Raw genomic sequence first — 14,622 nt, forward strand, 5'->3', positions numbered from 1 at the left:
AAATTTGAATTATGTTTTTTTTGTAATGTTGTAAAAAAAAAGCAAAATATCTCTTTTTAGCCCCGATTGCAGTGGAAATCCTTGTGAGCCAGGGTTCGGCTTACAAGATTGCAACGGAAAGCGGGACGATATTTCCTAAAAATGCCTAATCTTTCTGCTCCAAAAAATAATAATCGAGTTTAGGTTTATATTTTGTTCTCTGTTATTAAATAACTTCAATTCTTTTTGAATGTTCAATGGCTTCTTCACTGTTTTTAAAATAGCAAATTTCTACATTTAATTCCTTTAAGTTGTTCAGCACGGATGTTACTTTTCTTGACTTGGAACTGCCAGTTTGCCTGATATAAACCGCTTTTACATTTACTGGAAAAATTTTACATATATTCTCATATAAATAAGGGTCGGCCTGGGAATCATCACCCAATAAAACGTATTTTAAATTAGGATAAAATTCTAGTATGTGTTTTATTTTTTCAAATTTATGGTTGTGTCCTCCTCTTCCTGTGAAGATGAAATCTTTTAAACTTGTTTTAATGTCTTTTAGTAATAAAACTGCTCTGGGCAACTGGTGGATTTCGGTAAAACGAATTATGAAAGTGTATAAATTCCACTCACTGCTTGATACATAAAAAAAGGCATTTTGTTCGTTTTTATTATTTCTGCCTGCGGAGCTTAAAGCTTGATAATGGGGAACTACATTTTGGTAAATTTTTCGATTGTTTACATTTCTAAACAATAAGACATACAGTTTTTTTAAAGGATTTGATGTATACGAAATTAAAAAAGTGTCATCAATGTCGGAGATAATTCCAAGGCTTCCTTTGGTGGGTCGGATATAACTTCCTTGTTCCACTATGCTTTCATCGTTGTGTATGATACTTACTTCATAATCAATCCAGCCGTAACCAACTGAAGCATCAACGGGAATACAAAACTTAAAATAGCCATCATCTAATGTTCTTGTTCGGATTGTTGAATTTTTGTACTTTAAATACACATCAGCATTTGCTTTTGTTTTTGTTCGAAATAAATTAATTATCGCAGTCGCATTTTTGAAATTATTTTTTTTATAATCATAATCCTTGACTTTGTTGGAATGAAAAACATGGCCCATGACAATGAGTTCTTGTTCATTGGCATATCCACGATATAATTTTAAAAAAGGTTTCATTTGATATGATTGATTTTATTATGACTAAATTTATCGTTTTTTATTAACATACGATCCGAAATTATGAAAAAGAGTATTATCATGGTAGTAAATCCAATATCAGGAGATGTTGATAAAGCCCAATTTGTGGAAGCGGTCAGTTTTTTTGCAAAAAAAGAAAATTTGGAACTCATTTTATACGAGACTATTGGAGAGGGTGATGTGGTTAAAATAAGAGAATTGTATAAAGAGCATCAACCTGAAAGAATTTTAGTTGCTGGTGGTGACGGAACAATAAAAATGGTTGCGGAGGCAATAGAAAAGCATGATGTAATTCTGGGTATTTTGCCAGCTGGTTCCGCAAACGGTTTGTCAGTTGATTTGAATTTGCCAATAACGCTTGAAGAAAATTTAGAGATTGCTTTTTATGGCAAGTATATTGAGATAGATATGATTGCTATTAATGGTAAAAAAAGTTTGCATTTGAGTGATATTGGACTCAATGCGGATCTTGTTAAAAACTATGAAAACGGAGAAACGCGTGGTATGTGGGGATATGCGGTTCAAGCCTATACTACTTTAAAAGATTTGCAGGATCCTTTTGAAGCAACAATCACTGCCAACAATCAAACTATTACATGTGTAGCTCGGATGATTGTGATTGCCAATTCCCAAAAGTATGGAACTGGGGTAATCATTAATCCAGATGGACAAATGAATGATGGCAAATTTGAATTAGTAATTATTAAAAATTTGGATTTAATTGTTTTTGGAAAAATTATCACAGGAAATATGCCGATTGGGTCTGATGATATTCAAATAATCTCGACAGACAGTGCTACCATAAAAACTAATATTCCTGTAAATTTCCAAATTGATGGTGAGTATTGTGGAGCCAAAAGTATTTTAGAAATTTCTATTCTGCACAAACAATTGAAGGTAGCTGTTGCCTAAATTTTGTTAATCATTTAAACGGATTTCTTTCCTGCCAGATAATTTCGGGTTCCAATTTTGGAAATATTTTAGGAACATGTTTGTTTATTTGCTTATTGCTGTGTTCCATAAAACCAAACATTTCCATTGGTTTTGCCCCAACAGAGCTCTTGATTTCCAAAGCCGTTCTAGAGAAAATAATTTCTTTAAATCCTTTATTGATAGAATAGGCAATCATATCGTAGAGCATATTCAAATACAGCATTTTTTCCCTCTGTACAGTATCGTCATAGCCTAAAAAATAAGTATCTATCGAGCTGCCATTTTTGATTAATGTATTGAAACCAATAAGTTTTTGGTTCAAAAAATAACCATAGAATAAGAAATTGTCTTTGAGAGTTTCTTTAAAAATCCTAAAATGATTTTTGGGTAGAAAAAAAGTATTGAAAGGAGCATTTTGCGCAACATGATGATATAAGTCATAAATTGTTTCTTCATGCGTGATTATGTCTTCTAAATGTAATTTTCTTTTTTCAATCCCTTCTGCTTTTTTTCGAGCTCTTTTATACTGGTCACGATATTTTTTGATTAAGGAATCGATATAATCTTGTTCTGCTTTCCATTCATCTCGGATCTTGAAGATCATATTTGGCTGAATGCAATATTTGTAGTTTTTTGCAAAGACATCTGCTGTGAAGTTTTCGACCTCTTTTTGAGTGTAATCTTTGAAAGTGGTGATGTGTACTTTTTTGCCAATTGATTTAAATTTAGCCTTCAACTCATTAGTTGCTCTTTTTAAAGTTTTAATGCCTTCAATTGTCGATATGGAATCCGAAAAAACAAATGAATTTTGTCCTGTGAGCATGTTATTTCCTATGAGCAGAACGTGCGAAGCAAAATTTTTCAGAATAAATTTTCGAACACTAGCCTTAACGCATCGATCCCTATCACCAAACGATTCCAATTTGTTTAAGTCCAAAAATTGCGAGATAGCTATTCCCACCAAATCTTGGCCCTTAAAAAGGCCAATGTAATGGCAGGTCATATTGCTGGGAGCTGACTTTTCTAAAATTTTGAAATACGCTGCGGACAAAAAAATATTTTTGCAACCTAGATCATTCCAGTTTTTAGGAAGTTGCATTTTGGTCTCGTAAATCTGATATGAAAGAGTTGTTTTCAAATTGGATAGGAATATTTTTTCAAATTTAGCCAATTTATATGGAATTGTAATTAAGTTTCTAACAGGCTAAGAAACTAAGATTCTAAGTTTTTTTTGGAGCAGAAACATTTGACATTTTTAGGAAACATCGTCCCGCTGTTCGCTACAATCTTGTGGGCTGAACCCCAGCCCACAAGGATTTCCACTGCCATCGGGGCTAAAGAGCGACAATTTGTTTTTTTGTATTCATCCAATAAAGAATTGCAATAACCGAATTTCAGTTTGAAATAATTAATAACATTCTAAGAAACTAAGAAACTAAGAATCTCAGCATCTTAGAAACTAAGAATCTTTTTCCTTAACTTTATAGAAAGAAACGATTATGCAAACATATAACGAAGAATCAGCAAGCCCCTTTTTAGAAAATTTAAAAGATTGGCATTTCAAGAAAAATGCCATTGAAAAAGATTTTAAATTCAAGAATTTCACTCAGGCACTGGGTTTTATAGTGCAGGTTGGAGTATTGGCTGAAAAGATGAATCATCATCCCGAACTTTTTAATGTTTATAATAAGGTGAATATCCGTTTGAATACACATGATTCGGGAGGAGTGACCACCAAAGATTTTGAATTGGCAGGTCAAATTGAAAGTTTGTTTCAATAAAAAAAGCCTTATTTCTATAACGCATAGAAATAAGGCTTATTTATATTTTTAGCATGGATTTACAACCATCCGCAAATTAAAGCTCCTATAATAGTCAAGGTTACTATCCAATATCCAGCGTGGATCCAAATATATTTCCAAGATCTTCTTTCGAATAAACCGTTTATTGCAATCATTGGGAAAGCGAAAAATAAACCGGAGATGAATCCATGTAAAGCACCATGTTTGAATGTTCTAAAGGCAGTACCATAATCAGTCATGAAAGCTTTAAACGATGGAAGAGCTTCATTTATTTTGGCATATCCTCCTATCATGCTCATGGCTCCTGTTTGATGTATTGTTAATGACATTTCAACAAATACAATAAGAAGAGAAAAAATGTAGGTCAATCCAAAAATTTTCAACATATTTCCTTTTTGTAGTTCCTCTTGGGTGAGGCCAGTTTCTTTCATCCATACAGTACCGAATACTTTTGGATTGTACCAAACAAATCCTACTACTAATGTTGCTAATGCACTTACAAAAATTGCAATCCAATTCATTTCCATAATTTAAGGTTTTAAGGTTATGCATCAAATGTAATTAATTTTTTGTTATGTATTTCAAGCCTTCATAATTCAAAATAAGTAGTATATAGATTATATTTAAATATTAAATCATGTATTTCGTCGATTATTTTTGTATTTAATAGAGTTTTGGTATTACTTTTGTTTTGTTAAACGCAAAAAATAAAGGATTATGAAAAGTATCATTACATTATTTCTTACAGTAGTCTTTTCGATTTCGTTATTGGCAAACATTCCAAATTCCGAGAAAAATATTTTGATAAAATTGAATCAAAGTACAAATGGTAGCCAATGGAAAGTAAAATGGGATCTGAATGCACCGGTTACTACTTGGCACGGTGTCAAAATTCAAAATGATAAAGTAGTTGGAATCAATCTTTCCAATAATAATCTGGTAGGGACATTACCTAATGAAATTACCGATTTGAAAAATTTAGAAGAATTAAATTTGTTTAAAAATCAAATTTCGGGGACAATCCCTGAAAAGATTGGGAAATTAAAAAACTTAAAAGAATTAAATCTTTCTTTTAATAAGTTGTCAGGATCAATACCGAATTCAATCTGTGAAATCCCTCATTTAAATTCATTAATGCTTTTCATGAATAAGCTTTCAGGGGAATTGCCTAGCCAAATTGGAAATTTAAAAGAATTAGAAGTGGTGTCTTTATTTAACAATGAATTATCAGGTCAACTTCCCGCTTCATTATATGAACTGAAAAATCTAAAAGAGTTAGTCTTGAGCAGTAATAAATTTTCGGGGCAAATCAGCTGGGACGTAGAAAATTTAAAAGAACTTGAAAATTTAAGTTTGTTTGACAATAAAATGAATGGACATATTCCATATACTATAGCAAAATTGGATAATTTGAAAAGTGTTAATTTGTCATACAATTCATTTTCCGGTGCAGTGTCTCAAGCTTTAGCCCAAAAAGAAGGTTTTAATTGTACAATGATTAATGAATTCGGTCTTGCATTCCAGTTGGAAGTGTCTAATAATGCCAAAGGAGTTTTGGCTGCAGATGAATAAGTGTTTTAAATAAAGTTAAGTTAGTTGATAAGTAATATTTAATTTTTAATGGTTACCAAAAGCGCAGTAGTTTAGTTTCTAAATTACTGCGCTTTTTTATGCGCTTTTGATTTTTTTTTGAATACAACCTTATTGGTTGTGATTTTTTCTTCAAAATTTATATTTTGCCAATACTTGACTTTGTTTATGGCTTTAAAAGCCGTTTTTTTAATAAATACTAATTAAATTTTTTAAAAAATTAGTTTCTAAATTTATTTAATTTATTGTTTTTCAATGTTGATTTTGGGTCATACTTGATTTTTTTGTAAGTACAGTAATTCTTTTTTTTTGAATTGCTGTACTTTTTTTGTAAGATATATATTTAGTAAAATTATTTCTGTGTTAATTTGTCGATTTTTTTTGTTTGTTAGCGAACTTTTTAATTATTTTTGGCTCAATCAATTTTAATCAAAGCAAATGAGTAATAAAATTACGCTACTTCTTATCGTCTTCTTTTCATTCTCTGCTTTTGCTAACGTATCCCAGGCAGAAAAAGATGTCCTTATAAAATTGAACCAGGCTACCAATGGTGCTAAGTGGATTAATAAATGGGATCTTTCTTTGCCAATGAATAAATGGTACGGAGTTAAAGTTGTTGACGATAAAGTAATTTCGATAAACTTGAACAATAATAATTTGACAGGACGTATTCCTGTAGAGATTACTACTTTGTTGAATCTGCAAGAACTTAATTTAGGTACCAATTTATTGAACGGAGAAATCCCACTCAATATTGGCAATCTGAAAGCTTTACAGGTTTTGGATCTTTCGTTTAATAAATTAACTGGTTTTATCCCTGTTTCAATTTGTAATTTGCCTAATTTAAAAGCATTAGTATTGGACCGAAATATATTGTCTGGTGAATTACCTCCGCAAATCGGTAAACTTTCGGTGTTAGAGAATTTATCATTATATGAAAATTCTTTTCAAGGACAATTGCCTGTTTCCTTTTATGAGTTAAAATCACTAAAATCGTTGTCTTTATATTCTAATAGATTTACTGGAAAATTAAGTCCCGCAATTGGAAATCTGGTATTATTAGAAAATTTAAACCTTTTTGATAATGATTTTAAAGGGCAAGTTCCTTTAGAATTGGAGAAATTAATACATTTAAAAAAAATGAATATATCGTATAATTTGTTCTCGGGACTAGTTTCCAACAGATTATCATTGTTGGATAAATTGAATATGACCATGCGAAATGAAGTAGGAAACGTAGTTTCATTACCTGTTATTAAAGGGTAAAACTTCCTTGCAAGTCTTCAAGAGATTGAAAGTTGTTTGTTTTAATACATTTAGTTAGAATACCCTGTAACCTCATACTTTACAGGGTTTTTCGTTTTTGTATGAGTTTCAAATGATATGATTTTTGAGATTAAAATTTTTATGCTACTGTGTTGTGTATTATAAAAATAAAAGCCTGATTGTTCTTAATCAGGCTTTGCGGTGTAATGTGATTTAGTTGTTCGTTTTTTTACAAGACAGAACGGGACGATTGATGAAGAAACTCAGGTTCAGATATTTTTTTTGTATTGTGTAAACCGAATAGCGGTCGAATCAAGAACCATCGTCTAATTAAAAATTCATAAATCATCCATGAGAGTAAAAAGGTTCCAATGGACATGATCGAAAACTTAAGGAAGGAATTCGACTGTGAATTCATTAAATAATAGCCTAAAATTACCGTTATCGTTTGGTGCAATATGTAAAAAGGATATACCGCTTCGTTGCAATATACCAGTATTTTACTGGGTTTGTTGAGGTATTTGGAAGCATAACCAAACAGCGTTAGAATCCATGACCAAAAGGAGAAGACTTTGATTAAAGCTTCTGTAAAATGTCTCACATAACTATCTTCAAAAACAGTAGTGATCAACATTAGTAATGTAAAACCAATAATGCCACATTTTATATAGGTCTTTCTGTTTGCTTCCACTGTTTTCCAAAAAGTTTCTTTCACGGAGATTAATAGGAATCCAAAAAAGAATAGAGTGATGCTATTGATAAGGACAAACCAATCGCCGACTAAAGCATGGGTTTCTTTGAAAAAAGGCTCTACAAAAGCTTCTATTAGATAGAGCGGAACTATAAACCAATATAGACCGAATCGAGTGCTGCTTATTTTTGCAGTTGTTCTTAGTATAAAATTATTTGGGTTGTTTCTTAAAAATATAAAGACAGGAATAAGTACCAACGAGAATAATAGTAAGTAGGGTATAAACCATAAATGATGCCAACTTAAATTCCCAACGGGATATGTGCCTACAAAGGCGTGCGAAGGCCAAAAGTCGAAATAACTGCCTTCGATCATTCCTTTTGAAAACTTTTCAAGATACACTTGTGGAGGAACGATGACCAACATTCCGAAAATTAGCGGAAGCAGTAATTTTTTGGTTCTTTCAAAAGCGAATTGAATCGCCGTTCTTTTTGAAAGGGCATAGGATGTTCCCATTCCCGAAATGACAAAAAGGATGGGTAATCGCCATTGGTTTAAAAATAACATGGGATATTTAATCCATTCATAAGTAATGTTGTTCTTGATGTGCCATTCCCAATCAGGAGCCACAAAAAACATTCCCACATGATAAAAAATGAGTAATCCAAATACTATTACTCGAAGCCAGTCTAAGTCATATCTACGCATAAGTTCTAAAGTTTTTTGCAAATGTGTGAGCAAAAAAACAACGCTGCAAATTCTTGTTCTGAATCGCAAGATTATGTGACGAAAGGCATTTTTCTGGGGTGGTTGGCAACATTTTGGGATAAATAACAAGGTGTTTTTATCGCGATGCAGTTGCTGAATCGAACGATTGAATGAAGTTTCTGGAAACAGGAACGGTATCTGGACAGTCCTTTAGTTGCACTTTATAGCCCTGCGCATTTCCGGTAACCTTTTCGATGTAATTCAGATTTAATAAAACCGATCGGTGGGTTTTAATGATAAACGGAAAAGTACTCAGTTGTATTTCCAGATTTTTGATTGGGATGCGTTTGATTAGTTTCTGTACTTTCTCCTCTTTCTTCACGAATATTTCAGCGTAGTTGCCTTCTGCTTTGGCGTAAATAAAACTATGGCTTTCGAAAACAAATTTTTCCGATTTGACTTCCGTTTCAATAGTGATTGATGTATTGTTTTGAAGTTCCTTTATGTCAGTTATGGAGGAAGAAATGCGTTCTGCTTTTTGAGTGTTTTTAAGTTGTTGTCGGTTTAAATTGATGGAAATAATGATGGGCCCAAGGAAAATACCGGCAATAAAGGTGTTGGAAATCTCTTCAAGAAAATACTTCCAAGACCAATTCTGTGGATTATCATAAATAACATCACGGATCAGAAATTGGGTTATTCCGGTAAACAGAACCAGAAAGAAAATCAGAATACATTCGTTTTTAATTTTCCAGTCGTCAGTCGTTTTTGGAAATAATTTACAGATTAATGATATACACAATAAAACTAAGATAGGAGAGGAAGAATGGATGAAGCATATCCAAAAATAAGGCATTTTCTGCTCTTGTGGGTTCACATCAAAAGGCTGAAGCATGTAGTTGAAAAAAAGAGAAATCAAAAAAATGACACCTACTATTTGGAGGAGTTTTTTGCCTTCATAATAAAATGGATACAGCTTTTCCAGAAAGTTAAGAAGTGATGTTTTTTGATTCATTTTTTATTTGTCTTATGAAATTCTATAGTTGCTAACCTATTTGTTTTTAGTTAAATTGTTGATTTTATTCTAAAACAAATATATGTATAATCGTACTAACGGCAACAATTAATTGAGTTATCAAACTTGGTTTATTCAACGAATAATTTATGAAAATTTTACATACTTAATTTCATTCGTAATCATTTTATTAATTAGCTTTGTTATAAACTGATAATTTAACGGTCGTTATTATATCATTTTCTTGTTTTTAAAAGCTTTAATAAAGAATTCAACGAATATAGAGTTGAAACTATGAAATTTAATTTAACCACATTTTAATCTTAAATAGTATGGTAGTACAGTATCAAGGGGAGCAAAACGGAATCCCGACAACATTCACTTTAAAAATAATCGGAAACAATCTATCGAAAAGCAGTTCGAATTACCAAATTGATTTATTGGTAGGCGACAAGCAGTTGCCGACTTTTACAACATTAATTCACCAGAGTTTGTCTAATTGTTTAAAAGAAATTTACTTGTTCAGAAAACACAACGGTATCAAGTTTGATGCTGCTTCAGAGAAAGTTGCGACAAAATTAGTTCCTTACGATTTGGTTTTATACAACGCTCACAAGCAAGGTTTGTTTGCTGCATAAGCCAATTTCTTAAATGCATAAAAAAAGACTGTTCGTAATTGAGCAGTCTTTTTTTGTGGGTTATGATGAAAGATTGTTTGCTGATTTTAGTGGGTTTGCTTCGTTCCTCGAAAAAGACTAGTAAAAGCAGTAATTTCTAAAAGTTACTTTTTTAAAACTGTTTTATTACTTTATAGGAGATGTTGAATTAAACTTACCCAAAAAAGATGTATTTATTTTCAAAAATAACATTAAATTATAGTTTAATTCTTATATATTTACAATTTAAAAATAAATAGGAGTATAAGAACAAATGTATGACGTGTCAATTCTTATTCAATAACGGAGAAACGTGTAGCTTTTAAGGTACTCTATTTGTAAATTAAAATTGTATGTCTGAATTTAGAATTATAGGGGATCCAACCCCAGTAGTAGGCAAGGAAGAGTGGTACTCGGTGAGCCAATTATTGCCAAGCTTATTCCCTTTTCAAAATCTGAGCAATGCTGCTACAAATCCTTTTGAGCAACATGTTGAGTGGTCAGTGCATGTATTGGAGAATGGGAGATGGATTCAAAAAGAGGAAAACAATAAAACAGGCAACAAAGTTCCCTATAAATTTACACAAAAAAGTCTGGAAAGAAATGGTATTCGTATTCTTGCGAAGAGAGGTGATCAAGTGGCTAGACTTGATGTCAAGCCGCACAAAGCTGAAAGCCCTAAAATAGACAGTATAGAATTTCTTGACAAGCTTGGAAACAAACCTACTAAACCTTTTGCTTATGGTCAAACCCTAAAAGCAAGAGTGCATTGTCTACATATGGAAAGACGTACTGTGTATGCTACCCTTTGGGAAGATGATGTTGCCGGCGCAGGACATGACAAAGCCAATGGAAAGAACAAAATGAAGACACTTCCTGGAACTGTAAAAGGAGGAATTGCCGATATTGATTTTGTTTTAGAACCTGACTTTGCCAAAATTGCCGATGCCGTAAAAGCCAAGGGAGATGCTGACGAAGGGAAAACGCATGAGTATTATGTCACAGCCGAAATTTTGAATAAAAAAACAGCGAGTAAAAATACTAATGTTGCCAATCCTAGTTACAAGGATACAACAGCAAAACCAGCGACTCCTAAAAAACAAACTCCTGCACAAAAAAAAGGTCCCTCCAAAAAACAAGAGAAAGAAAAATCTATTGGCGATGACATTATAGATTGGATTGAAGATAAAATTAAAATAGATCCTATAATATTACCAAATCCAATTGATGCAATTAATAGTGTCTTAAAGATTTTTCAGCCGGATGAGAAAAAAGAAGATGAAATGAAAGATGAGAAAGGAGGATGCTATTGTCAAAACCAAGGAATAGTTAAAACATCTTGTAAAGAGCAAGGAGCATTAATACGGGAAGATGATTACAAAGAAGTTTCTAAAAGACTAGGTGTTGAAGTTGAAGTAATGAAAGCTATTGCAAAACAAGAATCTAAAAGAAATAGTTTTTGGAAAAAAGGACAGGCAACTATTCTTTTTGAAAGACATAAAATGTGGAAGTATTTAAAAAAAACAGGCAAGACAGATGACGAACTAGAAGAACTTAAAAAGAAATATCCTAGAATAGTGAATAATTCAGCCGGTGGATATGGACAATATTCTGAGCAATATGAGAAATTAAAGACGGCAAAAAAGATAAATTACACTTGCGCATTGAAAGCATGTTCATGGGGTAAATTTCAAGTTATGGGTTTTAATTATACTGTTGCTTTTAGTAGTCCAAAAGAAATGGAAAAGGCTGTAAATATGTGCGAGTTACAGCAATTTAAATTTTTTGTTGGATATTTAGAAAACACCGATGGTTTGCTAAATGCAATGAAAAATAAAGATTGGGAAAGTATTGCAGAAAAATATAATGGTTCCTCTTGGAAAACTACTAATCCAGATTACGCAAATAATTTAAAAAAATATTACAATGAACTCAAATAAATTTAAATTTTATGTTTTAGCAATTAGTTGCTTATGTTTTATCAATTGTAAACAATCTCCAAATGATACAGTTTCTATAAAAAATAAAAAAATAATCGTAAAGAGCAAAAATAAAAAAAATGCGAATAGCAATGAAAAAATATTAGATTCACTTATTATAGATCTAAATAATGATGGGAAGCTAGATAAAATAGAAGTAAAAGAAAAAAACAATTCAGAAAGATCATTATTAGTCCAAATCAGGAATGAGAAAGGAAATAAATTAATTTCTACCAACAATGAAATTATTGGATGTTCAACATGTGGCTACCAAGGAGGGGATCCCTATATTGGTTTGAATAAAAGCAATATAGGCTTTGAGATAGAACTTGAATATATAAAACTGTCCTTTTTTTATGAGTCTAATGCTCTTTATTTAAAAAAAGTTGATGTTTTAAAAACGGAACCAAATGAAACAGGCATTACTGAAAATCATGAAATTTTCACATATGAGCAGTTTGGAAAAATGAATTTATCAGATTTAAAAAAAGATTTTATAGTTGGTTTAAGAAAAAGGTGTGGAAAAACAGAAAACAATATTGAGGGTTTATATATTTTACATTCCTGCGAAAAATCAAGATTTAAAATAAAAATCGAGGAAAACGAAAAAGTGTACTATTTTTCAATTTTCGATGGAAAAAAAGTGATTTCTAAGGGTAAAGCAGTTCTAATTAATGATAATGAATCAACCACCATAGAGCTTGGGAAAATGGGAGGGCTTTATACCGCGGAAAGCATCGTAATTCAAAATTATGGAAATTCCATGAATGAGTATATTCATTTTACTCAGTGTGATGAAAAATATTTAACTTTTGAGAAGGTTAAACTTTAAGAAAAGTATGGGTAAATAATCAGTTTTATAAAATTTATGCAGTATGACGCTTGACAAAGCGACCTAATAGTTGCTCAAAAGAGATTTAGTTGTTAGAAAGCACAATCATATTTAGTTTGATAATTCGAAAGGGAAAGTAACACCAAAATTAGTTCCTTACGATTTGGTTTTATACAACGCTCACAAGCAAGGTTTGTTTGCTGTATAAACCAATTTCTTAAACGCATAAAAAAGACTGTTCATGATTGAACAGTCTTTTTTTGTGGGTTGAGATGAAGATTATTTTAGTGGGTTTGATTCTTTCCTCGCAATGACTTGGCAGATGGTTATTATGGGTCATTGCGAGGAACGAAGCAATCTCATTTGCTAAATATATAAACAAGATTATTGTTACATTATACTTGATTTTACTGCATATAAAAAAGTTCCAGAGAAATGGGAAGCTTTTCTAGTAGCGCTAACAGGAGAATTCTCGAACCATTTTCTAGATGATTTAAAAATAAATAGTATCCAATTATTAAATTTTCTGGTTCAAATCCCTCATCCCCCACAAAAAATTACAAACCTCTAAAGTCATTTCATTTTGGAGCTTTCTATTGGTTCGAAAATTGCTTCAAAATTTATTTACAATTTGTCAACCCTCTATATTTGCTGAATTATTGGTCATAACTCTTTAAGGTCATAAGTAAAATAAAATAGGGACATACAAGACCGGGTTAGGAAAAAGGTACTAAATTTTTAACTCTACTATTTTTATATCTGTGTTGTTCATTTTATTGTAAGTTCCTTACTAGAATTGTTAATTCTTATTAAGCTCCTCTTTAATTTTTGATTCAATAAAAGCTATCTTTTCAAGTGTTTGGTCTCGATAGCTTTCCATTATTAATTTGTTTTTGACATTTGCATTAATATATCGGGCTTCGTTGTATTCGCTAAAGAATGTTTCTGCAAAAGTTCCGTTATTATATATCAAATTGTATATATCAACTTTACATTTATTATTTTTAGATTCAATTTTAATGAAAAATGATAATGGTACCGGAGTGGTATATTTGCCTTTTTGAATATTAAGTATTGTATGTCCTTTACCAATAATTGTTCTGTTTTCCTTATCATCTAATTCAATTACATCTTTGACGGAATTAAAATTATTAATGAAAAATAATTTTGATTTATTATAGGTTTGCTCTTGGCTCAAATTATTTGACTCTATAATTTTAGTAAAATGAACTTTCCCATTTTCGTCTTTTGGGAGAACATTAAGTCTTTGTCCGTATCCACATAACGAAAGTATCAATAAAGCAGAAATGAGAATTCTTTTCATGGTAAGCGACTATTTAATTATTACCGTTTTAAATCAGCAGTGTTAAATTCTAATTGTAAATTCTAGTGATATTGACTACCTATTTCCAATTTAAAGTGACCAACCCAACTTTCATTAAAAACTACTTTTTTTATTAATTAGTATTCAAATATCACAAAATATCGCTCTTTGTTTGTTTAACCATTGAATTATTAGGTTGAAACTTCTGAAGGATGATTAACAAGAATAGGAGGGCTGAAATTATCCAAATTCGTTTACTAAAGATATAGCAAACAAATTTCAGTAGATATCATTAAAATAAAATGTACCCTTCATTTTATTTAATAACAAGTTTTTTTTAAGTCATGCAAAAAATGGTTCGTAAACAGACTCTTAAGGACCACGAAAATCAATAATAAAATGGAGGACGATAAGAACCCGGTAGCGCGGATTTGTAATCCGTGCCCACAAAGATTAGTAATTTCAATTTTATAAAAAAGCTACAGGATTTATTTAATAAATTTATAGTGTCTTGTCCTGAAATAGCTATACACAATTCACGAGTGTATGGAATACAAGGAACAGGACGTTTATGCTGTCCGCGATCGTAAGCAAAGTCATTATGACCAAAGGTTGATTTTAAAAGTGGTAAAGG

Annotated in this window: 14 protein-coding genes; 7 read left to right on the forward strand and 7 right to left on the reverse strand. The window is 31.4% G+C overall.

The features are described from left to right. Positions 1–205: 205 nt before the first annotated feature. Positions 206–1,171 (reverse strand): App1 family protein, encoded by a 966-nt coding sequence (locus DOS84_RS10095; protein WP_111409987.1) that lies wholly within the window; start codon positions 1,169–1,171, stop codon positions 206–208. A 63-nt stretch (positions 1,172–1,234) separates the two neighbouring features. Between DOS84_RS10095 and DOS84_RS10100 the strand changes: the two genes are divergently transcribed. After that, positions 1,235–2,104: a diacylglycerol/lipid kinase family protein gene (locus DOS84_RS10100; protein ID WP_111409988.1), complete on the forward strand. Its 870-nt coding sequence runs from the start codon at positions 1,235–1,237 to the stop codon at positions 2,102–2,104. Between the two features lie 10 nt (positions 2,105–2,114). Here the strand turns inward: DOS84_RS10100 and DOS84_RS10105 are convergent, their stop codons facing one another. Beyond that, entirely contained in the window at positions 2,115–3,224 is a 1,110-nt protein-coding gene (locus DOS84_RS10105; protein WP_243636356.1) for an 8-amino-7-oxononanoate synthase, read from the reverse strand. A gap of 400 nt (positions 3,225–3,624) precedes the next feature. On the opposite strand from DOS84_RS10105, the gene DOS84_RS10110 reads away from it, so the two are divergent. Further along, positions 3,625–3,906, forward strand: a complete 282-nt coding sequence (locus DOS84_RS10110; RefSeq protein WP_111409990.1) for a 4a-hydroxytetrahydrobiopterin dehydratase — start codon at positions 3,625–3,627, stop codon at positions 3,904–3,906. Between the two features lie 59 nt (positions 3,907–3,965). Here DOS84_RS10110 and DOS84_RS10115 read toward each other — a convergent pair whose 3' ends face one another. After that, on the reverse strand, positions 3,966–4,454 hold the full coding sequence (locus tag DOS84_RS10115) for a DUF1761 domain-containing protein (protein WP_111409991.1): 489 nt from the start codon (positions 4,452–4,454) through the stop codon (positions 3,966–3,968). Between the two features lie 190 nt (positions 4,455–4,644). Here DOS84_RS10115 and DOS84_RS10120 point away from each other — a divergent pair, with 190 nt between their 5' ends. Continuing rightward, entirely contained in the window at positions 4,645–5,499 is an 855-nt protein-coding gene (locus tag DOS84_RS10120) for a leucine-rich repeat domain-containing protein (RefSeq protein ID WP_111409992.1), read from the forward strand. A gap of 456 nt (positions 5,500–5,955) precedes the next feature. Beyond that, entirely contained in the window at positions 5,956–6,783 is an 828-nt protein-coding gene (locus DOS84_RS10125; protein WP_111409993.1) for a leucine-rich repeat domain-containing protein, read from the forward strand. Between the two features lie 229 nt (positions 6,784–7,012). On the opposite strand, the gene DOS84_RS10130 is transcribed toward DOS84_RS10125, so the two are convergent. Next, complete coding sequence (locus DOS84_RS10130; protein ID WP_111410023.1) at positions 7,013–8,182, reverse strand: acyltransferase family protein; 1,170 nt, start codon at positions 8,180–8,182, stop codon at positions 7,013–7,015. A 136-nt stretch (positions 8,183–8,318) separates the two neighbouring features. Continuing rightward, positions 8,319–9,197 carry a LytTR family DNA-binding domain-containing protein gene (locus DOS84_RS10135; RefSeq protein WP_111409994.1) on the reverse strand — a complete coding sequence of 293 codons (879 nt, stop codon included), beginning with the start codon at positions 9,195–9,197 and terminating at the stop codon, positions 8,319–8,321. Positions 9,198–9,529: 332 nt separating this feature from the next. On the opposite strand from DOS84_RS10135, the gene DOS84_RS10140 reads away from it, so the two are divergent. The 3 genes from DOS84_RS10140 (at position 9,530) to DOS84_RS10150 (ending at position 12,664) form a co-directional block, all read left to right on the forward strand. Then, positions 9,530–9,835: a hypothetical protein gene (locus tag DOS84_RS10140; protein WP_111409995.1), complete on the forward strand. Its 306-nt coding sequence runs from the start codon at positions 9,530–9,532 to the stop codon at positions 9,833–9,835. Positions 9,836–10,206: 371 nt separating this feature from the next. After that, positions 10,207–11,793: an N-acetylmuramidase family protein gene (locus DOS84_RS10145; protein WP_111409996.1), complete on the forward strand. Its 1,587-nt coding sequence runs from the start codon at positions 10,207–10,209 to the stop codon at positions 11,791–11,793. Next, a complete protein-coding gene (locus DOS84_RS10150) occupies positions 11,780–12,664 on the forward strand; it encodes a hypothetical protein (RefSeq protein WP_111409997.1) in 885 nt (294 codons plus the stop codon). Before DOS84_RS10145 ends, DOS84_RS10150 begins: the two co-directional genes overlap by 14 nt. 799 nt (positions 12,665–13,463) lie before the next feature. Here the strand turns inward: DOS84_RS10150 and DOS84_RS10155 are convergent. Beyond that, positions 13,464–13,988 (reverse strand): DUF4468 domain-containing protein, encoded by a 525-nt coding sequence (locus tag DOS84_RS10155; RefSeq protein WP_111409998.1) that lies wholly within the window; start codon positions 13,986–13,988, stop codon positions 13,464–13,466. Positions 13,989–14,376: 388 nt separating this feature from the next. Then, positions 14,377–14,622, reverse strand: a 246-nt coding sequence (locus tag DOS84_RS19220; RefSeq protein ID WP_207802041.1) for a hypothetical protein, incomplete at its 5' end; no start/stop codon positions are given.

Source organism: Flavobacterium aquariorum (assembly GCF_003254745.1).
GTDB classification, from domain to species: Bacteria; Bacteroidota; Bacteroidia; order Flavobacteriales; family Flavobacteriaceae; genus Flavobacterium; species Flavobacterium aquariorum.